This is a genomic window from Pseudobacillus badius (genome assembly GCF_002189605.1).
GTDB lineage: Bacteria > Bacillota > Bacilli > Bacillales > Domibacillaceae > Pseudobacillus > Pseudobacillus badius.
Map to the genome: position 1 here is coordinate 78878 of NZ_MWMM01000006.1, position 26992 is coordinate 105869.

The following is a 26992-nucleotide window of genomic DNA, read 5'->3' on the forward strand; positions in this document are numbered from 1 at the left end:
GGGGACACTAAATGACGAAAGAGCAAACAAGATATTCTCGACTCGCCAATATTACAAAGTTAATAAACTCAAAGTTAGATTTAAGGGAGGTGTTAGATCAAGTAACGATCGCCATTTCCGAAGAAATTGTCCAGTGTGACTCCGTCGGAATCTATTTGCCGCAAAAAGATGGAACGTTTAGAGGCTATGTGGGGAAGCCGGATTTTATTAACGGCATGACCCTTGATATGCATGTGGTTGATACTGAAATAGATTTGTTGGCCAAAGAAGTTATCGAAACACGCAAGACGATTTATATACCAGATACATCACAAGACGGCCGTCCGGACGCGAGAGCGGTCAACGGATTTAAAATACAATCATTGCTTGCTCTTCCGATCTCCTATGAAGATGAGTTGTTCGGGCTTGTCTTTTTGTTCGACTACGGCACCCCAATGAATTTAACCGAAACAGAGATTCAAACCGTTGAAGCTTATGTTAATATGGCTGCTGTTGCGATCCGCAATACAGTTAATTTGACCCGCAAAGAAAATCTCATCGCTGAAAAACAACTGCTGCTGGACGTGACACGCGAACTGTCGATGTGCTCCACCATGCAGGAGGGAATAGATAAATGTTTGTTTTACGTCGGCAAGGTATTAGACAACTATAACGTCGGCGTCCATTTGCTTGATCCTTTAGCCGGAAGAAACATCAGGCCGACACGGCTGAGCAAGGACAGTGACTGGACGGAAGAAGACTGGATGCAGACTCATAGCCGAATGACGATTGATGAGACGAACGACGTAGTAATTCGGGAGGTGATAGCAACCAAAAAAGCGCTGCTTATTCCTAACGTATTTGCTGATGACAGGCCGAATCATGCTGTTTGCCGGAACTTTGGCATCAATGGGCTTTTCATTCTGCCATTGATCTCCATGGGAAAAGTATTAGGCGTGATAGCTGTTGCCAACTTTGAGGAGAAAGATATGATTTACTCCGAAGCGGACAGGCAGCTGGCTCAATCGGTGGTAGATGCCACCGCCTCGACACTGGCTAATTTGTTGTATATGGAAAAACAAGAGGTTATCATCGAAGAACGAACGTCGGAAATCAGAATCAAAAATAAAGAGCTTGAAAGAGTCATCACAGAATTGCGGCAGCTGAGCCGCGAGAAGGAACTGATTTTGAATTCAGCCGGTGAGGGCATCTTCGGTTTGGATCTTGAGGGCAAGGTGACCTTTTGCAATCCGGCTGCCGAGTCGATGCTCGGCTATGAGAAGGGCGAGCTGATCGGAAAGCCTGAAGAGGTTATTTTCAGCAGGGACGAGCCGGAAAAGGCGGAAACAGATAGCGCGCTGCACTATTCTGAAGCAGATCAAAAGTTTGTTCGCAAAGACGGCTCCAGCTTTCCTGTTGAATATGTCATTTCTACTATGTCAGAAGGGAAGGAAGTCATCGGGGAGGTCGTGACATTTAAAGATATTACCCAAAGAAAGCAAATGGAACAGGAAATTGAGTACCTGGCTTTTTTTGATAATGTCACAAACCTGCCTAACCGTGTCCTGTTGAATAACCGGTTAAATTACGAATTATCTTATGCGCAAGTAAATAAAGAGCGGCTCGCTGTCTTATATTTGGATTTAGACCGTTTTAAGATGATTAATGACAGTCTTGGGCATAGCTATGGCGATTTATTGCTTCGGGATGTGGCTAAGCGGCTGAGCGACAGCATTCCAAAGGAGGCGGTCGTATCGCGGCAGGGCGGCGATGAATTTACCATTATTTTGCCGGGCATTCAAAGCAATCAGGATGTGCTCAAGGTGGTAGAGCAGGTCATTTCCTTTTTCGACAAACCTTTTTATTTAAAAGGGAATGAAGTCTATATTAAGACAAGCATCGGCATCAGCCTGTTTCCGGAGCATGGCGATACAGCGGAAATGTTAATTAAAAATGCAGATGCCGCGATGTATAAATCGAAAGAAATATCAGGGAATAGCTTTCACTTTTTCCGGAGCGGAATGGATAACCGAACGCTGGAAAGCATTAAGTTTGAAAATGCGCTATATAAGGCTCTAGACCGCGACGAGCTAATTATCTACTATCAGCCTCAAATAGACAGCAGAACGGGCGATATAATCGGGGTGGAAGCGCTGCTGAGATGGAATCATCCGACAGAAGGCTTCATCTCGCCGGCTGACTTCATACCGATTGCGGAAGAAACCGGCTTGATTGTGCCGATCGGGGAATGGGTTTTAAGAAATGCCTGCAAACAAGTAAAAGCCTGGCATGATTGCGGTTACCCGCTCATCAGCGTATCAGTTAATCTATCGGTCCGGCAGTTTGAAGAGAATAATTTATTCCAAGTGATCAGAAACATTTTAGAAGAAACGGGGCTTGAGCCTCAGTTTTTACACCTGGAACTGACAGAAAACCAAATTATTAAAAATACAGAGGCTACCTTAAAAACAATGGAGCTGCTAAAGAAATCAGGAATCAATATCGCCATTGATGATTTTGGGACAGGCTACTCCTCTTTAGGCTACTTAAAGGATCTGCCGATTAGCACTTTAAAGATTGATAAATCATTTGTCGAAGATGTGATGACCGATAAAGATAACGCGGCCATTACCAATACGATTATTGCTTTGGCACAGAATTTACATTTGAATGTGATCGCGGAGGGCGTGGAAACAAAAGAGCAGGCTGATTTTCTCTCTTCGCGAAATTGCTACTTGATGCAAGGGTACTTTTTCAGCCGTCCATTGAAGGCTGAAGATGTCGTTCGACAGTATTTTTATTCGGAGAACTAATTCTAAACGAATGGGGGAAGATGTGATGAAAGCTGTTCACACAGTATTACAGTATCTAAGAGGTATTGGAATTAAGCATGTATTTGGTATTCCGGCGGGCTCGGTGAATGCATTTTTTGATGAGCTTTATGATATGCCTGATATTACCCCGGTCATTGCTAAGCATGAAGGGGCGGCAGCTTATATGGCAGCTTCTTACGCTAAGTATTCCAAACAGCTGAGCGTATGCATCGGCTGCAGCGGACCGGGGGCCACGAATCTTGTTACTGGTGCCGCCAATGCTATGCGCGAGCATTTGCCGGTGCTTTTCTTAACTGGTGCTGTTCCTGTAAATACAGTTGGCCTCAATGCTTCCCAAGAATTAAATGCAGAGCCGATTTTCCGGCCGGTTACTAAGTACAGCATCACCGTAACCGATGCTAAGGACTTGCTGGCTGAAGTCGTAAAAGCGACAGAAATTGCTGTATCAGGGGTTCCGGGACCTGTTCATATTGCGATGCCAATTGATGTGCAGCAGGGGGTGGTAGAGAATGCAGACATTCCTTCCCTGCCTGCAAGAACACCCATGATCCCTGATAATCAGTTAATCAAAACCACAGCAAAAGAAATCGCGGCAAGAGAAAGCGGCTATATCTTTGCCGGACAAGGGGCGAGAGATTCTATCGAGTTAGTTACTGAACTGGCAGAGCTATTGGATTGGCCAATCGTTGTGACACCTCAAGCGAAAGGGCTGATCCCGGATAATCATCCTTTGCTTGCCGGTGTGTTTGGGTTTGCCGGCCATGAATCGGCCTCCGCTTTAATGAATGACGGGGAAGGGGAAACCTTGTTGATTGTCGGCTCAAGCCTGGGGGAGACCGCTACAAATAATTATAACGAAAACCTGACGAAGAATCGTTTTACCGTGCAAATGGACTTTGATAAGTCGGTGTTCCACCGGAAATATCCTATCGATCTTCCTGTGTTGGGCGATATTCACGTAAGCTTATCCGCCTTAATACAAGAATTGAAAGAGCTCGGGCTGTCCAAAAAGGAAAATCGCCCAATTGAAAAAAGCAGCGAGTTGCCGCACACAGAAGAGTACAATACCAAAAATGTGCTATCGGCGCTGCAGCATTATTTGCCGTTGACAACGAGATACACGGTGGATATTGGTGAATTTATGTCTTATGTGATTCATCACATGAATGTGTTCGACTCTCATACGTATGACATCAATGTTCACTTTGGGGCAATGGGCAGCGGCATTGGATCAGCTATCGGTTCGAAGCTGGCAGAGCCGGAACGTCCGGTCGTATGCATTACCGGCGATGGCTGCTTTTTCATGCACGGGATGGAAATTTTAACAGCCAAAGAGCACCGTCTGCCTATTCTATTTGTTGTCATGAATAATGCGCGTCTAGGAATGGTTTACCATGGCCATACGCTGCAGTATCATCGTTCCCATTCAGCGTTTGAGCAGCAGCCGGTCAATATTGCGGCTCTGGCGGACGCTATGAATATCCCAAGCTTCCGAATTGAGCGCATGGAAGATGTAAATCAAGAGGCGATCGAGCGCTTAATTGACCTGGATGGTCCCGCTCTTTTGGAAGTTTCTTTAGTCGATAATAATATTCCGCCAATGGGAGATCGAGTGAAATTTCTCTCATCTTTTTCAAAATAAGTTCGTTTAAGCTGTTTGCGGCCCAATTAAAAAAGGTTTCCTTTGTTCCCGCACAAGGACGGACAAAGGAAACCTTCTTAAATGAGGTGGCTTTCACAAATGGGACAGCCGCTGTTGAATCACTTCACCAATGGCTCGCATTGTCTGGCCCTTAAAGCTGTCAGAAACCGCTTGGCCATCTGGATTGGAGAAATAATAGCTTCCTGTTTGTTCATCGCAGCAGAACCCGAGGCGCGATAATGAACGCTGTAATTCAACCGGCAGTGCATGAAGGCCGGTTTGTTTGATAAAGTATTCGGTCGGAGAAACTCTCACATCGGCATCCTTGTTTGCTGTATCGACAACAAATAAATCTGTATCGTGCTGAATGATCCACTGTCCTTTGGAATACAAAGAGATTCTTGCTTTTTCTAAGGCTGAAATAGCGGTTAGGTTCACGCCAAACAAGTGGTTAATCATCGTGCGTGCATCATCACCTGTTCGCACAGGTCCGCAGTCAGCAAGGTATGAATGGATGGCTGTTCTAGACGGAGACATAGCAGAGTTTGCGGTAATTTGCAGGTGTTTTTGTGCTTGCGGCAAGACAGGCGCAGCCTCCAAGTCGATGCCGAAGCTTTTTTCGACTGCTTGGCAAATCTCCGCGGCGCCGGGCGGTGAACGAAATGAGCAAAGATAACTGTCCATCCTCTCAGCTTTTGTCATCGTATTGAGTTGGCTATCTAGATCCATATCAGCAACAGATCCTTTCAGCTTTTTTCGTAACGCTTCTTTCATTTTTTCCTTTATTTCGGATGAAAGATCAACCGAATGGACTCCTGGCATAGAAAACTCCTATTAAAAATCAACAATTAATTACAATTATATCACAACTATTCGAAAAAATGGTAAATAATAATCACAACGAACGACCTGATTCGGCAAATTGTCTTAAATCTGTGAAAAAACAGACGTTCGTAGGGTTTTGCTTTGTCATTCCTTTGCATACATGGTAAGATTCCTTAACGATAGAAAGGGCAAAGTTCCAGCGGCAAAGGAGTCTATGACTAATAAATACAGACCATATTGTGCTAAATTAGAATACATAATAACCGATGAGAACAAATAGGCTTTGTTAAGCGGCGTTCCAGAGTTTATTCGCTCCGGTGCCGTCAAAAGAGCAGTTTTTAAAGCAATCTATTATTTATCATCATAAGGAGGGAGAGCACATTCATTATGAAATCTATTACGGTTGAAGATATTGTCCGCAGGTTCTCATTAGAAGTACTGGCGGGAGAGGATCAATTGCAGCAGAGGATTGAGAAATCGCAGACGCAGCGTCCAGGCTTAGAGTTCATCGATTATTTCGATTTTTTCCCAAGCGGACATGTTCAAGTGCTCGGCAACAATGAAATTAATTACTTACATAGATTAAGCGATAGTGAAAGCAAGCTGCGAATCGGCAATATCGTGAAATATCATCCGCCGTGTATTATTGTTACAGCCCATGAAGAAGAACTGATGTACTTGCCCCAATACTGCACAGAGGAAAAGATCCCTTTGCTTCGCACCCATGAGTCGACTTATGAGTTCGTCGGCAAGCTTGACGCCTATTTAACAAAAACGCTGGCACAGGAAATTGCAGTGCATGGTGTGTGCGTAAACGTCTCGGGGATTGGCATTTTGCTGCGCGGAAAATCGGGCGTAGGAAAAAGCGAGACAGCACACACGCTCATTGGCCGGGGGCATCGTCTCGTCGCTGATGATATCGTTGTGCTTAAAAAGCTGAGCCCGCAGACCTTGCTTGGCACGCATAATGAAAAAAACAAAGAATTTCTTGCTCTGCGCAGCGTGGGGCTGCTGAATGTTGTACGGCTATATGGAAGAAAAGCGTTTCAAGAGGAAACGCGAATTGCGCTCGATATTGAGCTCACGAAGTGGCAAAATAACTCATTGAATAATGAGCTGGAGGTTGAGACCAAGTTTACAGACTACATGGGTGTTCGCGTGCCCCATATTCAAATTCAGCTCCAGCCGGGCCGTGACGTAGCAGGCTTAATCGAAGCGGCAGCCAACAATTGGTATCTTCAGCAGCAAGGCTACAGCGCGGCTGAGGAGTTTATGAAACGGATTGAATCGGAATTTGCTGATTCCGGCCAAAAGCAATAAAAGCTGAATGTTTACAAGGTCCAATCAAAGACAGATGCGTCCTTTCATGGGTACGTCCTGTCTTTTTTCTTCACTAAGCCGCTTTCTGCAGGCTTCATCTAAATATGTTGCTGATGGGGGACGAGAAAATGGGACGAAAAACAAGCTTTTTTACGGGGTTTCCAGGGTTTATTGCTTCAAAAATAATTGAAAGGCTGATGGTTGAGGAGCCGGGGATGCAATTTATCCTCCTTGTTCAGGCCAGCCAGTTAGAGAAGGCCGAACATCAAATCCAAGCTCTCTGCCAAAAACTCTTTCAGCCGCCGGACCGCTTCACGCTGATTGCCGGAGACATTACTATGCCGAATTTAGGGATGGAGGAAGGTCTTCTTTCCAGATTAAGAACGGACATTACCCATGTGTTTCATCTTGCTGCGATTTACGACTTAGCGGTTCCGCGGGAGGCGGCTTATCGTGTCAACGTAGAGGGAACAAGAAATGTGAATGACTGGTGCTTGCAATTAGAGCACATTGAAAGGTATATATACTTTAGCACGGCCTATGTATCTGGCAAAAGAACGGGAAGAATATTCGAAAGTGAACTGTCATGCGGACAGGCTTTTAAAAACTTTTATGAATCGACGAAGTACGAGGCAGAAGCACTTGTTCAAGCGGTTCGCAGCCGGCTGCCGGTCACGATTATCCGGCCGGCCATCGTGATGGGCGATTCAAAGACAGGAGAGACAGACAAGTTTGACGGTCCGTATTTCATCATGAGATTCCTTGATAAGTTTGCCCGGCTGCCTATTCCTTACTTGGGTAAAGGAGAGGGTCCTTTTAATTTAGTTCCGGTCGACTATATTGTTGAGGCTGCTTGTTTTTTGGCGATGGACCCAATCGGAGAAAACAAAGTGTATCATTTAACGGACCCTGAGCCTTATCAAGCAAAGGAAGTCTACCGGCTGATTTGTGAGGCATTGACCGGCAAAGCGCCCCGGTATACGGTTTCGCCGTCTGCAGTTGCTTCTTTGCTTGCTGTTCCTGCTTTTCGCCGCTGGGTGATGGTAGAGAAAGAAACGATCAATTATTTTTTATTGGAGACGGAATATGACTGTTCCCAGACCTTGAAGGATTTGCAGGGAACAGGGATCACTTGTCCGGATTTCGCTGATTATATTTCAATGGCTGTCCGGTTTTACAAAGAGCATCGGCAAGATCATAATAAAACGATACAGATCCACTGAGGAGGAAAAGAGATGACATGGACAGTCAGAAGTCCGGCAACGAAAGAGGTTATCGGAACCCTGGAAGAAACCAATGGGGAACAAATCCATGAGATGTATGCAAGCGCTGCACAAGCATTTGCAAGCTGGTCGGGGCTGCCGATTTCTGAAAGAATTCGGTTTCTAAGAAAGGTAAGGCTTCAGATTATTGAGGAACTTGATCAAATTGTGAAGGTCATCAGTGATTCAACTGGAAAAGTATCAGTTGAGGCTTTGACAACAGAGGTCATGACAGTGGTGGATTCCATTTCCCACATTGAAAAAAGAGCGGCTGCCGCGTTGAAAACAAAAAGAGTGAAAACGCCGCTCACGTTCATTGGCAAGCGTTCTTATATCGAATATAAGCCAAGGGGGACGGTGCTCGTTATTTCCCCATGGAATTTCCCGTTTCAGCTTTCCATGATTCCAATCGTGGAGGCGCTGGCCGCTGGAAATGCCGTGATTTTAAAGCCGTCAGAGGTGACGCCGCTAGTCGGGCGATTGATTGAAAAGCTGTTCACACAAGCGGGCTTTCCTGCTGGCCTTTTGCAGGTCGCCCATGGCGGCAAGGAATTAGGAGCCGCCCTGGTGAAGGGAAAGCCGGACTTTATTCACTTTACCGGTTCCGTGCGGACTGGGAAAATCATTCAAACAGAGGCGGCTAAACAACTGATCCCGACGCTGCTGGAACTGGGCGGCAAGGACCCGATGATTGTTTGCGCGGACGCCAACCTGGAACGGGCAGTTCAAGGGGCCTTATGGGGCGGCTTCACGAATAGCGGCCAAGTATGCATGTCTGTTGAACGGGTGTACGTGGATCAGTCGGTTTATCAGGAATTTGTTGATCGCTTGGTGGAAGCGGCGCAGCATTTAAGGCAGGGAACAGCTGCTGATAGTGATATCGGCTCGATGACCTTTCCGCAGCAAACAGCCATTATTAAAGAACACGTCACAGAGGCGCTCGACAAAGGGGCAACATTGCTTGCCGGCGATCATCCCGACAAGTGGGAAGAGGATCAGATGTTTATCAAGCCGATGATCCTGACAAATGTGAATCACGGCATGGCGGTTATGCAGGAGGAAACATTTGGCCCGGTTTTGCCGATTATGGCTTTTGAGACGGAGGAGGAAGCAGTCGCTTTAGCGAATGATACCCGCTTTGGCTTAAATGCCAGCGTTTGGACGGCGGATCTTGAACGCGGCAAGCAAATAGTCTCCCGGCTCATAACAGGCAACGCCGTCATTAATGATGTGATCATTACGGTAGCTAACCCCTATCTTCCATATGGAGGAGCCAAGGAGGGCGGAATCGGCGCTTATCATGGAGACGTCGGCATGCAGGGCTTTTGTGTCCAAACAGCCGTGATGGTTGATAAGGGGCGCAGGAAGAAAGAAGTGAACTGGTTCCCCTATGAAGGAAAATATGAGTTGTTTGTACGCTTAATCCGCAGTTTTTGGGGGGAAAACAGAAACTGGCGCGGCTTTCTGGCGGCATACCGGCAACTGTTGAAGAAGGAACCGAGAAAATAGCGGACTGTGGATATAATAAGGGGCAAATGAATGGAAAGGAGAATGAATAGGTATGACTGAACAATCGAAACTGGCAACTTTTGCAGGAGGCTGTTTTTGGTGCATGGTAGCTCCGTTTGATGAACAGCCGGGAATTAAAGAGGTGGTCTCCGGATATACCGGCGGCCATACGGAAAATCCGACATATGAAGAGGTCTGCTCAGATCAGACCGGACATTATGAAGCGGTACAAATTACTTTCGATCCGGCGGTTTTTCCTTATGAAAAATTGCTGCAGCTCTTTTGGCAGCAAATCGACCCCACAGATGCCGGCGGGCAGTTTAATGACCGGGGGCTGTCTTACAGAACGGCGATCTTTTATCATGATGAAGAACAAAAAGCGATGGCGGAAGCCTCAAAAGCGAAATTGGCGGCAAGCGGGCGCTTTTCCAAGCCGATCGTTACAGAAATTCTTCCTGCCGGCCCGTTTTACAGGGCGGAGGAGCGGCACCAGCATTACTATAAAAAGAACTCCTTCCACTATAATCTTTACAAAGAAGGGTCGGGACGGGCTACATTTATTCGCGATCATTGGAAGAACCAGAAAACCGATGAGCAGCTGCGAAAGGAATTAACGCCTCTTCAATATGAAGTGACAAGAAACAATGCGACAGAGCCGCCTTTTCAAAATGAGTACTGGAACCATATGGATGAGGGGATTTACGTTGATATTATTTCAGGAGAGCCGCTGTTCAGCTCGACCGATAAATATGATGCCGGCTGTGGCTGGCCAAGCTTTACAAAGCCGCTGCGCCGTATGGAATTAGCGGAAAAGCTTGACACCTCTCACGGCATGCGCCGAATAGAAGTGCGAGCCAAAACCTCCGACTCTCATTTAGGGCATGTATTTGATGACGGTCCCGGCCCTGATCATGCCCGTTATTGCATCAATTCGGCCGCTCTCCGCTTCGTGCCCAAAAGTAAGCTGGAAGAGGAAGGATACGGGGAATTTAAACACTTGTTTGAATAAGGGGAATAGCAATGAATGAAAAAGAATACGACCGTCTGCTTAAGATTGAAACAGGCGGCACGTGGGAATGGCTGTATCAGTCGCTTCATTATAACCGCTATGAAGCGACTCCTTATGACGCGATCGACCATTTATTTGAGGAGTACGAGCTGAAAAGAACCGATGGAGTAGTTGATTTTGGCTGTGGAAAAGGGCGGCTCGTATTTTATATCCATCACCGTTTTCACGCGCGTGCAACAGGTATCGAAATTAATGGACAGCTGTATCAGGAGGCGCTTGAAAACCAAGCCCGCTATTCAAAAAAGAAAAAGCGGGCGGACAATGCCGTCCGTTTTGAATGCTGTCCGGCAGAAGAATATGACATCGAAAAAGAAGAGAACAAATTTTACTTTTTTAACCCTTTTTCGGTGCAGATTTTCATGAAAGTTGTGCATCATATTTTGCGCTCGGTGGAAGAGCATCGGCGCCCGGTTGATCTTATTTTGTACTATCCAACCGCTGAGTATATTCAGTTTCTGGATATGTACACTCCTTTTCAGCTGTTAAAGGAAGTGAAAATCCCGGAATTGTACGAGAAAAATGAAAACGAACGCTTCCTGATTTTCCGTTACGAAGGATAGCCGCTTCTTCAGCATCCAGAATAGAAAGAGATTGACAAGAGATAATATTTAAATTATTCTGAATGATATAGCGGATGACGATTGTGGGAGAGTGCGCGCCGTGCGCCACCGAAGGAGCAAGTTCCAAAAAACACCCTTGGAATTAATCTCTCAGGTAGAAGAACCACAATAGGACGCAACTCTGGAGAGCGCGTGTTCGCACGCCACCAAAGGGGAAGGCTCTATCGGGGGATGGGGTTAAACTCTCAGGTAAAAGGACAGAGAAGGGATCATACCCTTTTCTGTCCTTTTTTGCGTGCAGAAAAGGAAGTGAGGGGAGGCTGCCGGAGAGAAGATGGCACCAAAGGAGCAGCATGCAACGATTAAGCTGACGGAATCGGCTAAGAACGAACTGAACATCCGACTGCGGGCAGAACAGCATTTTCCTAGAATTGACGCGGAGATTACAGGAGGATGCGGACTGTCTGTAAAGTTTATGCTGGCATTTGATGAACCGCGCCGGAATGACAAGGTGGTGGATTGCGGAGGAATTCCCATTCGCATCGACCGTTTTACGGCACGTTATTTAAGGGAAGAAGTACAGGTCAATTATACGGCGGAAAGCGGTTTTTATGTGGCAGAGCGCTTTACTTCAAGCGGATGTGCCGCAGAGTGAACGCTTAACGCCTAGGGATGGAGGAAGAACGGTGCATAAAAAGGGGAATATCAACTATTTTAAATTGCTAGTGATTTGTCCAGAAAAGCCGGGCATTATTTCAGCAGTATCCAATGTGCTGCTGGAGCATCAGGCTAATATTGTTCAATTTGATCAGCATACGACGAACCCGAAAGACGGCATTTTTTTCATGAGAATTGAATTTGACATGGAAGAGGGCGATGCGGCGCTTGAGCGGCTGGAACAAGGGCTGCAGCAATTATCGCAAACTTACCCGATGGAATGGCAGCTGAAAAATAAAGCGAAAGCGAAGCGGATGGCGATTTTTGTCTCTAAAGCAGATCATTGTTTAATGGAGCTGATTTGGCGCTGGAAGTCAAAGGAGCTTCCAGTAGAAATTTCAATGGTGATCAGCAACCATCCAGACTTGAAGGATATCGTGGAAAGCTACGGCATTCCTTACTGCCACATCCCTCTGTCCCATGAAACGAAAGAGGAAGCTGAACATAAAGCGATGGAGCTGCTGGAAGGAAAAGTGGACTTTATCGTTCTTGCGCGATATATGCAAATCCTGTCTCCCGGTTTTATCGCCAAGTATCCAAATCAAATTATTAACATTCATCACTCTTTCCTGCCGGCATTCGTAGGGGCCAATCCGTATGTCCGGGCGTTTAACCGCGGGGTCAAGCTGATCGGGGCAACGGCTCATTATGTCACAAATGAGCTGGATGAAGGCCCGATTATTGAACAGGATATTTTGCGGGTTAACCACCGCTATACCGCGGAAGATTTAAAAATCGCCGGCCGCCACGTGGAAAGAAGCGTGCTTGCCGAAGCGGTCTCCTGGCATGTAGAGGATAAAATTATTGTACACGGCAATAAAACGATTGTATTTACTTGAGCCTGATGGTAGGCAATCAACTCTTGCTTGATGGCACGTGCATGTTATTGGCCGCCTTGTGTATCGGACTTTTTCTATGGAATAAACAGCAAGAGAAGCCCGGGCTTTTGCAGATTGCTTTGCTTCTTTATGCGTTGGCGGTCTTAGTTGCTTCGCTGTTCAATCAATGGCAGCCGGAAACCATTTTTCGCTGAAAAGGAGCCGGGCTAAAGGGTCATGAAAATGGCCTCTTGCCCAGCTCCTTTTTTCTAGTGCGCCAATTACCGGCTTTTCTGCCGCAAATACCGTTTATCATGCATAAACAGGCTCCAAAAATAAATGAACCCGGGAAAGAGAATCGCGAAGCCGACAATATAAGTAGCGAATACTGCCATGAAGGAGTTAGGGTCTGTAAAGCTGGACTGGATCGTTATATTAGGATACACAATATACGGCAAATGTGCTTTTCCGTATACATAGCTCGCAATGAAATATTGAACCGTGACAGCTATCACTGCAATTCTCGGCATGCCTTGTATGTTTTTATCGGCATATGAAGGAAGAAATAAGGCGAGCCCGCCGATTAAGAAAAAGCCGAGGGAAGCGAGCAGAAGCGGGAGATCTTCCATCATTCGCTTATATAGCCAAGGCGTCTCCGTTTTTAACGTGAGCATAATCACAAAGGCCATTAGTACAGAAAGAGGCCCTAAGATTTTTCCATCCCGCAAATAAACTTTATAGGCTTCCATTTCGCGGGAGGTTTTCGAATAATCGGCTAACAGCAAGGAAGACAAAAACAAGGTGCTGCTAATGGCAAAGCCGATAAAGGCGTATTCGCTTGGACTGGTAAACAGCTTTTGCAGGCTGAGAACGGGATGTCCGCCTCTGTAGTCGATAAACGCCCCATGAGAAATTGGCAGAACACTGATTAACAGGCCGGGTATTAAGATGCCGGTAATGCCCGAAACGTAGGTGAGCGGTTTTTTATATTCCGTGGCAATGTTCGAGAAAACTAAAAAGGCACTTCTAATAGCCAGCAGCAGCAATATAAGGCTTCCAGGGATGAGCAAAATGGTACCGAGCGTGTACGCTGCTTTCGGAAATAAACTATACACCGCAACCACTAAGGCAACAATAAACGTATTGGTCACTTCCCATGTAGGAGACAAATACCGGTTGGCAATATTGGTTGCTTTCGTTTTTTCCCTGTTCAGATAAATCATCGACCAGAAGCCTGCGCCGAAATCCATCGTCGCCATGATGGAGTAAATAAATACGAATCCCCATAATATCGTAATGGCGATTAATTCATTGGTCATCTGCCTCGCCTCCTATCGAATTAAGTAAAATTGTTAAGCTCTGCTTTCGGCTTTTTGAAGGTCGTCCAGCTCTGTATGCTTTCGGAAGAAATACAGCAGCACAACCACTACCGTGATGCTCAAAAGAACATAGACACTAAAGAACGCGAGAAAGAGGACGCCGAGGTTCGTCGCAGATGTGACGGAATCAGCGGTGGCCAGCACGCGGTAAATCACCCATGGCTGCCTTCCCGAGCAGGCGAATATCCAGCCGCACTCAATCGCAATAACAGCGAGCGGCCCGGATAAGACGAATACCCATAGAAACCAGCGGGGGAATTGGTCCTTTTTCAAGAGTTTTTTCCAAATGATGCCGAGCAGAGCAATGAGGATGAGCAGCGAGCCGATCCCGACCATCGCGTTAAAGAGGGTATGAATAAATAAGGGCGGCCACAGTTCTTCAGGAAAGTCATTTAACCCGACAACAACCGTATCGAAGCTGTTGCCTGCCAAAAAGCTTAGGACCCAGGGAATTTCAATTGCGCCTTTAACAGACTGTGTTTCCCGGTCCGTGATGCCTCCGATGGCCAAGGGAGCATGCGACTGCGTTTCAAACAATCCTTCAGCCGCAGCCAATTTTTCCGGCTGGTATTCATGCAAATATTGAGCGGATTCATGCCCGTTAACAGCTGTTAATAACGAGAAAATTCCTCCTAACACGAGACTCGCCACTAAAGCCTTTTGATGAAAAAGATAGACTCGGGAACCATGCTTGTTTTTCATCATTTTAAAGGCCGCTACAGAAGCAACGACGAAAGCACCGACTACATAGGCCGACAAGGCGACATGCCCGGCCGTCACAAAAAAGCTTGGATTGAAAAAAGCCTCCCATGGATTAATGTCGAAGAATTTTCCGTTTTCATATCGGAATCCTGCCGGCGTTCCTTGAAAAGCGTGCACATTTGTAATTAAGACAGCAGAGGCTAAGGCCCCTAAGGCTACTAGCGTTAAACTGATAATCCGCATCCACGGAGCGATCCGTTCAGCTGCGTAGACATAGATCGACATAAATAGCGCTTCAATAAAGAAAGCGTAAATTTCAATTTGAAATGGCAGCGGCATGACCCGGCCAATGGTCTCCATGAACCCCGGCCAGAGCAAGGATAGCTGGACCCCGGCAATCGTGCCGGATGGAATGCCGACTCCCAGCAGAACAGCAAATGTTTTGGTCCAGCGCTTCGCCATTACTGCATAATCTGTATCTTTTGTTTTTTGATATAGCAACTCCGCTGTCAAAATCATTAAAGGCAGTCCGACGCCAATCGTCGCAAAAATAATATGAAAGGCCATCGTCATTCCGAACAAGGAGCGTGCAATCAATAAATTATCCATCATTTCTTCCGTCCTTTCTGTCTGTCTCCTATCATTTCCAACAAAAAGCAAGAATATGTAAGATACTTCATCTCCTTGTCTGGAAATGCTAAAGAAGCCTGGCCGTTCTGCTAGCTTGCTGTTTGCTAAAGTGAAATTATTTTAACTATAAATATTTAAGTGTTAAAATAGTGGAGATGGGAGAAATGAACGATACAAAGCAGCCTCAGCAGCAGGCATATAATAAAGGAGTGACAGAAATGAAACGGGTAGAAGGAAAAGTGGCTCTTGTAACAGGAGGAGCTTCAGGTATTGGGTTATCAGCAGCTACATTAATGGCTAAGGAAGGAGCCAAGGTGGTCATCGCTGACTTTAATGTAGAAGGAGCCAAAGAAGCAGCAGAGAACATCAAGAAACAAGGCGGAGAAGCCGCTGCTGTTTTTCTGGATGCAGGAAATGAAGATTCCATTAAAGCAGCGGTTGATTTTACAGTTGAGAACTATGGAACGATTACTGTTCTCTTTAACAACGTGGGCTTAACTAACCTGCAAAAAGATCTGGATGTTGTCAATATCGATCTGGAAGAATGGGATCGCCTAATGAATGTCAACACAAAAAGCGTTCTATTGGGAAGCAGATTTGCCATTCCTCATATGATTAAAGCAGGGGGAGGGTCCATCATCAATACAGCCTCGATGGCCGCCTTCGCCGGTGACTCGCTTCGTTCGGCGTATGGTGCGTCCAAGGCGGCGGTAGTGAACCTCACAAGATATATTGCTGCTCAGTATGGAAAAGAAAATATTCGCTGCAACGCTGTGGCGCCGGGATTGATTTTAACCCCTGCAGCGAAGCAAAACATGCCGGAAGCCGTACTCGATATCTTTTCTAAATTTAATGCGCTGCCTTATCACGGCGAGGCGGATGATATCGGATACACGGTGTTGTTCCTTGCTTCAGATGAGTCCAAGTTCATTACCGGACAAACGATCCAGGTAGAAGGCGGACATTATATGGGCAACCCGAGCATCGCTGATTTCAATGAGTTTATGGAGCAATCCCGCTCGAAATGATCAGCTGCTGATTTGAAAAACAAAAGGGGTTTGGAATGAAAATCAGCTGTTCCAGCCAAGCGTCTGAAAAGCCCATCGCCTGTGCGATGGGCTTTTCACTATTTCTTCAATAGCAAATATATAAAATAGGGAGCGCCGATTAAAGCGACGATAATGCCGGCTGGAATACCATCCGGATCAGCCAGATTGCGTCCGATCGTGTCGGCAAGCAGCAGCAGCCAGCCGCCGGTAAGAACAGCCACAGGAATCAACAGCTGGTGTCTGGGACCGACCAAGGCTTTGGCCATATGGGGGGCCATTAACCCGATAAAGGAAACCCCGCCTGTGACTGAAACCGCTGAAGCGGCTAAGGCAACCGCTGTTACAAGCAGCGTCAAGCGCTCTTTTTCGATCGCTACGCCTACGCCGATGGCTGTCGGTTCATTTAAGCCAAGAAGATTTAACCGATTCGCTTTATACAAGGAGAAAGGAATCAGCAGGGCCAGCCACGGAAGGAGCGCCCAAACAAAAGGCCAGTCAGTTCCCCAAATATTTCCGGCCAGCCATTTGGCGATAAAGTCCACCTTGGAACGTTCAGCAGATGAGATCAAGATCACCATCAGGCCGGAGAGAGCCATAGAAAAGCCGACTCCGACAAGCACCATCCTGACCGGCTGCAGGCCGGTCGTTTTGTTATAGGCACAAACGTATAGGAGACCGGCTGTTAATAAAGCGCCGGCAAAAGCCATGAGCGGCAGCGCGTAAACAAAGGAATCCGCTTTGGCCGGGAAGAACAAGAAGAAAAGCGCGATGGCGACACCGGCGCCAGAGTTAATCCCAATAATCCCGGGATCAGCTAAATCGTTGCGTGTGATTCCTTGCAAAATAACCCCGGATAATGCCAGTGCCATCCCGGCCAGCAAGGTAAGGACCATTCGCGGCAAACGAATGGAAAATAAAATAAATTCTTCTTTAAATGTCCCTTGTCCAAGAAGGGTGGGAATGATCCTGTCATAAGGCAGCGACACATATCCCATTCTTATGCCGATGATGGCTGTAGCGAGAATCAGCGCACACAGCATACATAAAATGATTCGCTGTTTTTTGATCACTGCAGGTTGAATCATGAGAACATGCGGCCTCCTTTTCGGACAATGAACAGAAAGAACGGCAGCCCCATCATCGCTACAATGGCCGCCACCGGTGTTTCATAGGGAGAGCTGATCGTCCGTCCAAGCGTATCAGCAATGAGCATCAGCGAAGCGCCGGCCACAATGGACATCGGAATGATGAAGCGATAATCTGTTCCGACAACCGCTCTTACCATATGAGGCACCATTAACCCGATAAAGGCCATATTTCCGACAAGAGCCACAGCTGCGCCGGCCAGCAGAACGATGACTGAGAAGAGAATCATTTTTATAAGGTTGGTTTTTTGGCCTAGTCCGGTGGCTACTTCCTCGCTTAAGCTTAAAATGGTCAGCTGTCTGGACAGCAGAAGAGACATGAAAAGACCGATTAAAATAAACGGGATAATAATTTCTAGCTGCTTCCAGGATGTCCCGATCAAGCCTCCCGATGTCCACATAGATACGTCTTTTGAAATTTTGAAATAAAGGCCGATGCCTTCAGCTACAGCATATAAAAAGGCTGAGACAGCTGCGCCTGCCAGTACAATTCGGAGGGGAGAGAATCCTCCTTTTTTCAGCATGCCAATGCCAAATACCATGCCGGCCGCGGCCGCAGCCCCGATCAAGCAAGCCACCATGAGATAGAAATAATTGGCTGAAGGGAAAAAAGCAATGGTGACAGCAAGGGCGGCATTTGCCCCGGCAGTCAGCCCGAACAGTCCGGGATCGGCCAGCGGATTTCTTGTCATGCCTTGCATGATAGCGCCTGAAACAGCTAAGGCAGCTCCAACGAATACCGCAGCCACTTCGCGCGGCAGCCGGATTTCGCGAATAAGAGATATATTTTTGCCATTGGCATCAGAAGCGATTGCCAGCCACACATCTTTGAAGGTTGTATCTGCCGCTCCAAGCATGAGAGCAGCAACAAACGACAGGACGAACACAAAAATCCCGGCTGTCAATGGATAGATAAATAAAGTAAAGCGTTGATTTTCTTTTTTCATTCATCTCTCATCTTTTCTTTTATGAAATAGGGTCGATTTTTTTGCTTGCCGCAGCCAGGAATAAAGAGGAGACGTTCCCATTTTCCTTATTGCTTGCCAAGAAAGTGTTGAACAAAGTAGTCGAGCTGAAATTCTAACGTAATAGGGTCATTGAAATAGAATTCTTTGGCGTTCACTTCAAATAAACGGTTGTTTTTGACGGCCGGTATGTTTTTATATGTGTCTGTTTCTTGGAAGGAATGATCAGTATCTGAATTTTTGCTGAGAACTACATAATCTCCGGAAAACTCAGGAAGAACCTCTAAAGACAAAGCATAATATCCATCCTTCAAGGCCATTTTTTTCACTTTTTCCGGCATTTTCAGCTTCATTTCCTGATAGAGAATTTCCGTTCCTCGTCCCCAGTTATCACCAAATACATAGAGCTGCTTGTCAAAGTTTTCAATAACGGAAATGGTTGTATCCTCGCCGATTTTGGCTTTAATGTCTTTTCCGGCTGAATGGGCCCGTTTTTTAAAGTCATCCACCCAGGCTTGCGCTTCCTTTTCTTTGTTAAGAAGCTTGCCGATTTCAATATGCTGCGTTAAGTAATCTGCTTTTCCGTATGTGTATGTAACGGTAGGAGCGATTTCTTTTAACTTATCAATATTTTTGGTCGTCGATAGGCCAATAATTAAATCGGGATTAAGCTCGATAATTTTTTCCAGATTTTCGTCTGACACTTCTTCTGCATTTTTTAGTTGCTTCGCGAAACGCGGGTTCATTTTAGACCATGAATCTACTCCAACGAGATTTACATCCAAAGCCATTACGTTTCCTGCAAATGATTGAAGAACAACCACGCGTTTCGGATCGGCAGGTACTTTGACCGGTCCCGTTTCAGCTTCATAAGTGATCATTTTCGGCTTGCTTTCTTTGGAGGCTGCTTTCTTCTTATCAGATTCTCCGCCGCTGCATGCACTCAGAACGAGCACGATCAGCAGCAAGCATGAAATAATTATTTTTTTCATTTTTCCTTTTCTCCTTTGATTAAGTGATAAGTTAGGCACATTGGTTTGTTTGTTCGGGGGTCCCGCCCGATTTCGGCGTCAATATGAAATACCTGCTTCAGCACCTCATGTTTCATGACGTCCTCGCCGCTTCCGGATTTAACGATTTTCCCGTCCTTTAGGGCAACAATATAATCAGCAAACCGGGCCGCTTGATTTAAATCATGAAGCACCATCACAATAGTGCGTTCCTGTTCACGATTCAGTTTTTGTAAAAGCTCCAGCACCTCCAGCTGATGGGCCATGTCTAAATAGGTTGTCGGCTCATCCAGAAAAATAATGTCTGTCTCTTGGGCAAGAGCCATGGCAATCCAGACGCGCTGGCGCTGCCCCCCGGACAGCGCATCTACAGGAAGAAATTTAAAGTCCTGCGTGCCAGTCGCGGCAAGCGCCCAGTCAATGACTTGATCATCTTTTTCTGTTAAGCGTCCAAAGCCTTTTTGATAAGGGAAGCGCCCGTAAGACACTAATTCGCCGACGGTAAGGCCGCTTGCACTTTCTGGTGTTTGAGGGAGAATCGCCATTTTTCTGGCAAGAGCTTTTGTATTTTCTTTTGCAATATTTTCTCCATCCAAAAGGACTGTCCCGGATTGATGGGGGATCAGGCGGGTAATGGCCTTTAGCAAAGTAGACTTTCCGCAGCCATTTGAACCGATAATGGCCGTGATTTTTTTGTCAGGGATTTCCATGCTTAGTTCTTTAACAATTAACCGCTCGCTATAGCCCACATTTAAGCCATCTGTGCAGAGACGAATCATAGCCTCACTTCCTCCGTAATAAATGATAATGATTATCAGTTTCATTCATCTACATACTATAATTCGCTTATATCCTGTTGTCAATGGGTATTTTTATTGCCTGGGCAATGGAAAAAGAGTATATTAATTGATAATGATAATCAATTACATTTGATGATTGAGGAGGCGAGTGAATATGGAACAACCAGAATTGTTTGATGTCACCATTATAGGAGGAGGGCCAGCGGGTCTTTATTCAGCGTTTTACAGCGGATTGAGAGAAATGAAAACAAAGCTGATCGAATACCAGCCGCGATTAGGAGGAAAGCTGCATGTGTATCCGGAAAAAATGATTTGGGATGTTGGGGGCCAGCCGCCGATTCCGGGAGCTCAATTAATCGAGCAGCTGGTGGCACAGGGGCTGACGTTTCATCCTGAAGTGGTGCTAAATGAGAAAGTAGAGTTTATTACCAAGAATGAGGAGGGCGTGTTTATCCTGCATGCGGCTTCGGGACGGAAACACTTTTCTAAAACCGTTATTGCTGCCGTCGGAGGCGGAATTTTAAAGCCGCAAAAGCTGGAAATTGAGGGAGCAGAGAAGTTTGAAGTGTCGAATTTGCATTATACCGTTAAATCTTTAAAGCGCTTCAAGGATAAAACAGTTGTTATTTCGGGCGGCGGAAACTCAGCGATAGATTGGGCCAACGAGTTAGAGCCCATTGCCAAAACCGTTTATTTAACTTATAGAAAAGGAGAATTAAACGGCCATGAAGCACAAGTTACGCAATTGATGAACAGCTCAGCTATCTGTCTGTTCCATACGTCTATTACGCGGCTTATCGCCTGCAAAAACCATGAAGCGATCGAACGGGTGGAGCTGACTAATCATCGGACAGGTGAGACTGCATACCTGCCAATCGATGAGGTAATCGTTAATCATGGCTATGAACGGGATAAACAATTATTTGAGAATAGTGACTTGGACATTGAAAGAGTAGATGAATATTTTATTGCCGGAAATGCCTCCAGCGAATCATCGGTAGAGGGCTTTTACGCCGCCGGAGATATTCTCAAGCACGACGGCAAGCTGCATTTGATCGCAGGCGCTTTTCAAGACGCAGCCAATGCGGTCAATCAAGCTAAGCAATTGATTCAGCCCGGGGCATCTCAAACCGGCATGGTCTCGTCCCATAATGAGATCTTTAAGACGCGCAACAGAGAACTGGTGAAACAGATGATGAAATAGAAGAGGAACGCTCTTTTCTAAGAGGGTCCCTCTTTACAAAAGGATCGGCAGGACAGACAAAATCCAAGGGACCGTAAAAAGGGTGATCAGGGCGGCCAAGATCATCGATAAGCTGGAAATGGTCCCTGTTACGGAGCTGAACTCAAACGCCTTTGATGTGCCGGCCCCGTGTGCGCCCGTGCCAAGCAGCACTCCCCGGGCAATGTCATTGTCGATCCGCAGCAGCTGAATGATGATCGGGCCGATAATAGATCCGAGCAGCCCGGTCATAATGACAAATACAGCTGTAATGGCGGGAATGCCGCCAATGGTCTCAGATACGCCCATAGCGATCGGCGTAGTGACAGAGCGCGGGATGAGGCTTTCCACAATTTGTGTATTTAAGTGCAGCATTTTAGCAATCGCTATCGATGATAGAATCGCGGCAATAGAGCCGGAAAATACGCTGATAAAAATTTCAGCTGCATGTTTTTTTAATATATTGAAATACTTATAAAGAGGAACAGCAAAAGCGATGGTCGCCGGTTCAAGCATCCGGCTGAGCCATTGTGCGCCTGCATCGTACGATTCATAAGAAATGCCGGTCAATAGCAAGCAGCCGACAACGAGCACAGGAACCGTAAGCAGGGGAGACAAATAGACTTTTGGCTTGTGCTTGTAACACCATTTGGCTCCCCAATATAAACTTATAGTGAAAACGAGACTGAAGAGAGCGGTCATGATGATGGCCTTTGCCCCTTTCTTTCGGCGATTTTTTTGGCCGTCATCCCCGTGCAGGCCATAACTACGGCTGTGCTGAGAATAATGACTACCGTGATATAGATCCCGTCATCTATGAGCATTTCTTTATATTTTATAATTCCTACAGCGGATGGAATAAAAAATAATAATAATTCTGCCAGCAGCCAGTTGGCCCCCAGCTCAATCCACTCAAGCCGGATCACCTTCGTTTGCAACAGGATAAAAAGAATAAACATCCCTAAGATGCTTCCCGGAACTTTTAAATGAAGGACGTTAACTAGCTGTCTCATGCTGAGAGAAAAGGCGCATAAGAGCATGACTTGCACGGTGCTTCCAAGGAAAATCCTCATGTCATTTCCTCCTTTCAAAGAAAAGTGTACTTCATCTTCTTCTATAGGTAAAATGCATATATAGAATAAATAGTATTCCTTTTATCTATCATTAAAAAGGAGAATGAGCATGGATATCCGGCATTTACACTATTTTTTGCAGGTGGCTCATCATAAAAGCTTTACGAGAGCAGCCCAGTCTTTGTACATTACACAGCCGACCATCAGCAAAATGATTAAGAGCATTGAAGAGGAATTGGGAGTGGTGCTGTTTAACCGCTCAGGCAAACAAGTGGAATTAACCGATGCCGGGCAGGTGATCTTTGCCCAGGCCCAGGATATTGTTCACTCTTTTCAGCATTTGTCGGTAGAGCTGGATGATTTAATTCATCTGAAAAAAGGCCGTATTACCATTGGATTGCCGCCAATGATCGGATCAAGTTTTTTTCCGAGGGTGTTAGGGAAATTTCGTGAACAATATCCGGACATCGTTATTCAGCTTGTAGAAGACGGAGCGAAGAAAGTAGAAGAGCATGTGGAGAAAGGCCTGCTTGATATTGGAGTCGTTCTGTCACCTGCCAATGAAGCGCTGTTTCATTCTTTTTCACTTGTTGAGGAAAAACTTATGCTGCTCGTCCATCCTTCTCACCGGCTGGCAGAACAAGAAAAAGTGAAGTTATCCGAGCTGCATCAGGAGCTTTTCGTGTTTTTCCGCAAAGACTTTGCGCTTCATGACCGGGTGATTGCTGAGTGTGTAAGGGCGGGATTTCAGCCGCAGGTAGTCTATGAAAGTTCGCAATGGGACTTTATTAGTGAAATGGTAGCGGCTAATCTCGGAATTGCGCTTCTTCCGGAGCCGATTTGCCGGGAGCTTGATAGAAACCGCATCCGAGTGCTGCCGCTTGTTGATCCTGTGATTCCCTGGCACTTAGTGATGATTTGGCGGAAAGATCGTTATCTCTCATTTGCCGCGCGCGAATGGCTGCGGTTTACCCAGGATTTGTTTGGATAAGAAAGGTTTTAGATAACGCGCCTTCATTCTCCGCAGAGGGAAGGCGCGTTAGGCAGCAAATGGATTTAATGCTCTTCCAGGTTATTTAAGGAAACCGTCTGCTCGTGTTCCGGTTCGTCTAAACGATAGATTCTGGCGGTTTCATTTTCTTCATCCACATGCTGGATATAAATTGGCATTCCCTGATACGTCACATGCTTCATCATCGGTGAATCAGCAATTTCTTTGGCACGCTGTTTGTTCATGTATAAGCCTCCTTATCCATTGATTTCCCTTCTAATATGGGCATTGAACGGCTCATCTATTCTCTGTTTCAATCAGCTGCATGGTAAAATAAACGGGTGGCAAAACGGAAAATGGCCTGGTGATAGACAAGATAAATGTTTACATAGCAGGATCTGTTCCTATTGAGGGCCGATCCTTGCAAGAATTAAATAGAAGAAGGAGTTCACATGAGAGAATTTATTGTCATAGGTGCAGGAATTTTAGGAGCATCCGCTGCTTATCATTTAGCGAAAGCAGGAGCGGAAGTGACGGTGATTGATCGAGAGGACAAAGGGCAGGCAACAGATGCGGCGGCAGGCATTATTTGTCCGTGGCTGTCCCAGCGGCGGAACAAGGCTTGGTATGCCCTTGTCAAAGGAGGAGCCGCCTATTATCCATCATTGATCAGGCAGCTGGAGGAAGAGGGAGAAACGGAAACCGGCTATGAGCAAGTAGGCGCGGTCAGCCTGCATACGGATGCCGGCAAGCTGGAGAAAATGAAAGAACGGGCATTGAAGAGGAGGGAGCATGCGCCCGAAATAGGCGACATTCGCCTTTTGGCTTCTTCGGAAACATCTGAGCAGTTTCCGCCTCTATCGGAAGAATTCGCTGCTGTTCATGTCAGCGGAGCAGCAAGGGTTAATGGCCGAGAGTTAAGAAATGCGCTTCTTCAGGCCGCCAAAAAGCATGGCGCTGTTCATCTGCGCGGTTCTGCCGAGCTAGAACATGCTGGGCGAAAAGTGACTGGCGCACGTGTGAACGGTCAGAGCTATGCCGCTAATCGCGTGATAGTGGCCGCAGGAGCCTGGGCAGATGAACTGCTGGCACCGCTTGGGCTGAATTTTCAGCTTACCTCGCAAAAGGCCCAAATCGTTCATCTGCAGCTTGAAGACACAGACACTGCCGGCTGGCCGGTCGTGATGCCGCCTAATGATCAATACATTTTGGCGTTTGATCACGGCCGTATTGTGATTGGCGCGACCCATGAGGAGCATGAAGGATTTGATCGGCGTGTGACGGCTGGCGGCTTGCACGAGGTTTTTGATAAAGCGCTGGCTGTCGCTCCCGGCTTGGCAGATGGCACATTTGTGGAGGCGCGTGTTGGATTTCGGCCGTTCACGCCGGGGTTTCTGCCCGTTATCGGAGAGGTGCCGGGGGCGGAAAATCTTTTGCTTGCCAACGGTCTTGGCGCTTCCGGTTTAACAGCTGGCCCTTTCCTCGGAGCCCAGCTTGCTAAACTGGCACTCGGTAAAACGGTTGACATCGATCTTCAGTTATACGATGTAGCGGGCGCCATCGATGCTTAAAATCTTCTTTTTTTAAACTTCGCTCATCCTGGGTATAACATCAATAACCAAGCAGCCAGGGGAGGAAGCGCGATGAAATGGAGAGGAAGAAGAGAAAGCGCCAATGTCGAGGATCGCAGAGGGAGAGGAGGAGGAACGCTGATCGGGGGAGGCATCGGCGGCCTGATTCTGATCCTCGTTTTCGCTTTTCTCGGCGGTGATCCGGCCGATTTGATGAACGGTCTGCAAACAACGGATGATGCCAATACCGGCACATATGAAGAAACCGAGAAGGAGAAAGAGCTTTCGCAGTTCGTATCCGTTGTACTTGCGGATACAGAGGATGTATGGTCAGAGATTTTCAGGCAGCAGGGCTTAGTTTATAAAGAGCCGACACTTGTGCTTTATACGAATAGCGTGCAGTCCGCTTGCGGCACATCCAGTGCGTCAGTGGGGCCGTTTTATTGTCCAGGTGACCAGAAGCTGTATATTGATTTAAGCTTTTATGATGAGCTGCAGCAAAGGTTTCATGCACCCGGCGACTTTGCTATGGCCTATGTGATTGCCCATGAAGTGGGACATCATGTCCAAACCCTTTTAGGAACGAGCGACAAAATTATGCCTCTGCGCCAGCAGCTTAGCGAGGAGGAATTTAACAAATATCTTGTGCGCTTTGAACTGCAGGCGGATTACTTGGCCGGCGTGTGGGCCCGCCATGCTGAAGGGATGGGGGTCTTAGAGGAAGGGGACTTGGACGAAGCGTTAAATGCAGCCAGCGCGGTTGGTGACGACACCCTTCAAAAGCAGGCGAGAGGCTATGTTGTGCCTGAAAGCTTTACGCATGGAACATCTGAACAAAGAAAGCGCTGGTTTAATAAAGGCTTTCAATCCGGCAGCTTAACGGGCGGGGATACCTTTAATGCCCGTGATTTATAAAAAATTTCTTGACGAGCGGCCGCCGGCGATTTCCGCAGGATCTGTCAGAGAGCTATCTTGAAAAAAATGGAGAAAGACCCCGCTCTTCGTTGTTTCAAAGAGGCTTTAATTGATGTATAATATAATCTGCAAATGATTCAGCAACGTACAAGATTCGTTATATAAAAGCATCAGCAGTTCCTTACAGTCAGTTTGAAAAAGTGTTGAAAAGCCAGTCTGTTTTGCATTCATCATTTGATTCAGATTCAAAGTGGAAAGAGAGTGTTTACGATGGGACGTAAATGGAACAATATTAAAGAGAAAAAAGCGGCAAAAGATGCCAACACAAGCCGCATATATGCGAAATTCGGACGCGAAATCTATGTGGCGGCGAGACAGGGTGAACCGGATCCGGAATCCAATCAAGCGTTAAAATTCGTGCTTGAGCGCGCTAAGACCTACAATGTGCCGAAGCATATTATCGACCGTGCGATTGAAAAAGCAAAAGGCGGATCAGATGAAACGTATGATGAGCTTCGTTATGAAGGGTTTGGCCCGAACGGCTCGATGGTGATCGTCGATGCCTTGACGAATAACGTCAACCGCACAGCATCAGAAGTGCGGGCTGCTTTCGGCAAGAACGGCGGCAACATGGGAGTGAGCGGGTCAGTGGCTTATATGTTCGATGCTACTGCCGTCATTGGAATCGAAGGCAAAACAGCTGATGAAGTGCTGGAAATTTTGATGGAAGCGGATGTTGATGCAAGAGATATCATTGAAGAAGACGAAGCCGTTATTGTTTATGCCGAACCGGACCAATTCCATGTGGTGCAGGAAGCATTAAAAGGCGCCGGCATTACGGAATTTACCGTCGCTGAACTGACCATGCTTGCGCAAAATGAAGTGACCCTTCCGGAAGAGGCACAGGCTCAGTTTGAAAAGATGATTGATGCACTCGAAGATCTGGAAGACGTTCAGCAGGTATACCATAACGTAGATTTAGGTGAATAAGAAAACAGGCCTTCG

General features: G+C 46.6%; 26 protein-coding genes and 2 riboswitches. Of the genes, 16 read left to right on the plus strand and 10 right to left on the minus strand.

Features of this window, described 5'->3' with window-relative positions; translation table 11 throughout:
* Window positions 1-11 precede the first annotated feature (11 nt).
* Entirely contained in the window at window positions 12-2792 is a 2781-nt protein-coding gene (locus B1A98_RS11940) for a sensor domain-containing phosphodiesterase (protein WP_063386069.1), read from the plus strand.
* A 25-nt stretch (window positions 2793-2817) separates the two neighbouring features.
* Complete coding sequence (locus B1A98_RS11945) at window positions 2818-4455, plus strand: thiamine pyrophosphate-binding protein (protein ID WP_063386070.1); 1638 nt, start codon at window positions 2818-2820, stop codon at window positions 4453-4455.
* Window positions 4456-4548: 93 nt separating this feature from the next.
* Here the strand turns inward: B1A98_RS11945 and B1A98_RS11950 are convergent, their stop codons facing one another.
* The gene (locus B1A98_RS11950; RefSeq protein WP_082821845.1) at window positions 4549-5277 is read right to left on the minus strand and encodes a hypothetical protein; all 729 of its coding nucleotides are present in this window, start codon (window positions 5275-5277) and stop codon (window positions 4549-4551) included.
* A gap of 390 nt (window positions 5278-5667) precedes the next feature.
* Here B1A98_RS11950 and hprK point away from each other — a divergent pair, with 390 nt between their 5' ends.
* The 8 genes from hprK (at window position 5668) to B1A98_RS20200 (ending at window position 12750) form a co-directional block, all read left to right on the plus strand.
* Window positions 5668-6600 carry an HPr(Ser) kinase/phosphatase gene (gene hprK, locus B1A98_RS11955; protein ID WP_063386071.1) on the plus strand — a complete coding sequence of 311 codons (933 nt, stop codon included), beginning with the start codon at window positions 5668-5670 and terminating at the stop codon, window positions 6598-6600.
* Window positions 6601-6728: 128 nt separating this feature from the next.
* A complete protein-coding gene (locus B1A98_RS11960) occupies window positions 6729-7823 on the plus strand; it encodes an SDR family oxidoreductase (protein WP_063386072.1) in 1095 nt (364 codons plus the stop codon).
* A 12-nt stretch (window positions 7824-7835) separates the two neighbouring features.
* Complete coding sequence (locus tag B1A98_RS11965; RefSeq protein WP_063386073.1) at window positions 7836-9371, plus strand: aldehyde dehydrogenase family protein; 1536 nt, start codon at window positions 7836-7838, stop codon at window positions 9369-9371.
* Between the two features lie 52 nt (window positions 9372-9423).
* Window positions 9424-10380: a peptide-methionine (S)-S-oxide reductase MsrA gene (gene msrA, locus B1A98_RS11970; RefSeq protein ID WP_063386074.1), complete on the plus strand. Its 957-nt coding sequence runs from the start codon at window positions 9424-9426 to the stop codon at window positions 10378-10380.
* A gap of 11 nt (window positions 10381-10391) precedes the next feature.
* On the plus strand, window positions 10392-11000 hold the full coding sequence (locus B1A98_RS11975; RefSeq protein WP_063386075.1) for a class I SAM-dependent methyltransferase: 609 nt from the start codon (window positions 10392-10394) through the stop codon (window positions 10998-11000).
* A 74-nt stretch (window positions 11001-11074) separates the two neighbouring features.
* A riboswitch (glycine riboswitch) is annotated at window positions 11075-11176 on the plus strand.
* A gap of 3 nt (window positions 11177-11179) precedes the next feature.
* Window positions 11180-11263, plus strand: a riboswitch (glycine riboswitch).
* Window positions 11264-11334: 71 nt separating this feature from the next.
* Entirely contained in the window at window positions 11335-11655 is a 321-nt protein-coding gene (locus B1A98_RS11980; RefSeq protein WP_063386076.1) for an iron-sulfur cluster biosynthesis family protein, read from the plus strand.
* 31 nt (window positions 11656-11686) lie between these two features.
* Complete coding sequence (gene purU / locus B1A98_RS11985) at window positions 11687-12556, plus strand: formyltetrahydrofolate deformylase (protein WP_063386077.1); 870 nt, start codon at window positions 11687-11689, stop codon at window positions 12554-12556.
* A complete protein-coding gene (locus tag B1A98_RS20200) occupies window positions 12553-12750 on the plus strand; it encodes a hypothetical protein (protein WP_125474395.1) in 198 nt (65 codons plus the stop codon). Before purU ends, B1A98_RS20200 begins: the two co-directional genes overlap by 4 nt.
* Window positions 12751-12816: 66 nt before the next feature.
* On the opposite strand, the gene B1A98_RS11990 is transcribed toward B1A98_RS20200, so the two are convergent.
* The gene (locus B1A98_RS11990) at window positions 12817-13854 is read right to left on the minus strand and encodes a cytochrome d ubiquinol oxidase subunit II (protein ID WP_063386078.1); all 1038 of its coding nucleotides are present in this window, start codon (window positions 13852-13854) and stop codon (window positions 12817-12819) included.
* Between the two features lie 33 nt (window positions 13855-13887).
* A complete protein-coding gene (locus tag B1A98_RS11995) occupies window positions 13888-15225 on the minus strand; it encodes a cytochrome ubiquinol oxidase subunit I (RefSeq protein WP_063386149.1) in 1338 nt (445 codons plus the stop codon).
* Between the two features lie 239 nt (window positions 15226-15464).
* Here B1A98_RS11995 and B1A98_RS12000 point away from each other — a divergent pair, with 239 nt between their 5' ends.
* The gene (locus B1A98_RS12000) at window positions 15465-16274 is read left to right on the plus strand and encodes an SDR family NAD(P)-dependent oxidoreductase (protein ID WP_063386150.1); all 810 of its coding nucleotides are present in this window, start codon (window positions 15465-15467) and stop codon (window positions 16272-16274) included.
* A 98-nt stretch (window positions 16275-16372) separates the two neighbouring features.
* On the opposite strand, the gene B1A98_RS12005 is transcribed toward B1A98_RS12000, so the two are convergent.
* The 4 genes from B1A98_RS12005 to B1A98_RS12020 form a co-directional block, all read right to left on the minus strand.
* Window positions 16373-17380 carry a FecCD family ABC transporter permease gene (locus tag B1A98_RS12005; protein WP_063386079.1) on the minus strand — a complete coding sequence of 336 codons (1008 nt, stop codon included), beginning with the start codon at window positions 17378-17380 and terminating at the stop codon, window positions 16373-16375.
* Complete coding sequence (locus B1A98_RS12010; RefSeq protein WP_063386080.1) at window positions 17377-18387, minus strand: FecCD family ABC transporter permease; 1011 nt, start codon at window positions 18385-18387, stop codon at window positions 17377-17379. The genes B1A98_RS12005 and B1A98_RS12010 overlap by 4 nt, the downstream gene beginning before the upstream one ends.
* Window positions 18388-18473: 86 nt before the next feature.
* Window positions 18474-19397 carry an iron-hydroxamate ABC transporter substrate-binding protein gene (locus B1A98_RS12015; protein ID WP_063386081.1) on the minus strand — a complete coding sequence of 308 codons (924 nt, stop codon included), beginning with the start codon at window positions 19395-19397 and terminating at the stop codon, window positions 18474-18476.
* Window positions 19394-20194, minus strand: coding sequence for an ABC transporter ATP-binding protein (locus B1A98_RS12020; RefSeq protein ID WP_063386082.1), 801 nt, complete (start codon window positions 20192-20194; stop codon window positions 19394-19396). Before B1A98_RS12020 ends, B1A98_RS12015 begins: the two co-directional genes overlap by 4 nt.
* 175 nt (window positions 20195-20369) lie before the next feature.
* Here B1A98_RS12020 and B1A98_RS12025 point away from each other — a divergent pair, with 175 nt between their 5' ends.
* Entirely contained in the window at window positions 20370-21419 is a 1050-nt protein-coding gene (locus B1A98_RS12025) for an NAD(P)/FAD-dependent oxidoreductase (RefSeq protein ID WP_063386083.1), read from the plus strand.
* 33 nt (window positions 21420-21452) lie between these two features.
* Here the strand turns inward: B1A98_RS12025 and B1A98_RS12030 are convergent, their stop codons facing one another.
* Window positions 21453-22139: a CidB/LrgB family autolysis modulator gene (locus B1A98_RS12030; RefSeq protein ID WP_063386084.1), complete on the minus strand. Its 687-nt coding sequence runs from the start codon at window positions 22137-22139 to the stop codon at window positions 21453-21455.
* Window positions 22136-22510: a CidA/LrgA family protein gene (locus B1A98_RS12035; protein ID WP_063386085.1), complete on the minus strand. Its 375-nt coding sequence runs from the start codon at window positions 22508-22510 to the stop codon at window positions 22136-22138. Before B1A98_RS12035 ends, B1A98_RS12030 begins: the two co-directional genes overlap by 4 nt.
* Window positions 22511-22619: 109 nt before the next feature.
* Between B1A98_RS12035 and cidR the strand changes: the two genes are divergently transcribed.
* On the plus strand, window positions 22620-23501 hold the full coding sequence (cidR, locus tag B1A98_RS12040) for a cidABC operon transcriptional activator CidR (protein WP_063386086.1): 882 nt from the start codon (window positions 22620-22622) through the stop codon (window positions 23499-23501).
* 65 nt (window positions 23502-23566) lie between these two features.
* Here the strand turns inward: cidR and B1A98_RS12045 are convergent, their stop codons facing one another.
* The gene (locus B1A98_RS12045) at window positions 23567-23746 is read right to left on the minus strand and encodes a small acid-soluble spore protein H (RefSeq protein ID WP_041095584.1); all 180 of its coding nucleotides are present in this window, start codon (window positions 23744-23746) and stop codon (window positions 23567-23569) included.
* Window positions 23747-23953: 207 nt separating this feature from the next.
* Here B1A98_RS12045 and B1A98_RS12050 point away from each other — a divergent pair, with 207 nt between their 5' ends.
* The 3 genes from B1A98_RS12050 to B1A98_RS12060 all read left to right on the plus strand — a co-directional run bounded on the left by B1A98_RS12050 (window position 23954) and on the right by B1A98_RS12060 (window position 26977).
* On the plus strand, window positions 23954-25072 hold the full coding sequence (locus tag B1A98_RS12050; protein ID WP_063386087.1) for an NAD(P)/FAD-dependent oxidoreductase: 1119 nt from the start codon (window positions 23954-23956) through the stop codon (window positions 25070-25072).
* Window positions 25073-25144: 72 nt separating this feature from the next.
* A complete protein-coding gene (ypfJ, locus tag B1A98_RS12055; RefSeq protein WP_063386088.1) occupies window positions 25145-25987 on the plus strand; it encodes a KPN_02809 family neutral zinc metallopeptidase in 843 nt (280 codons plus the stop codon).
* 270 nt (window positions 25988-26257) lie between these two features.
* The gene (locus tag B1A98_RS12060) at window positions 26258-26977 is read left to right on the plus strand and encodes a YebC/PmpR family DNA-binding transcriptional regulator (RefSeq protein WP_063386089.1); all 720 of its coding nucleotides are present in this window, start codon (window positions 26258-26260) and stop codon (window positions 26975-26977) included.
* Window positions 26978-26992: the final 15 nt, after the last annotated feature.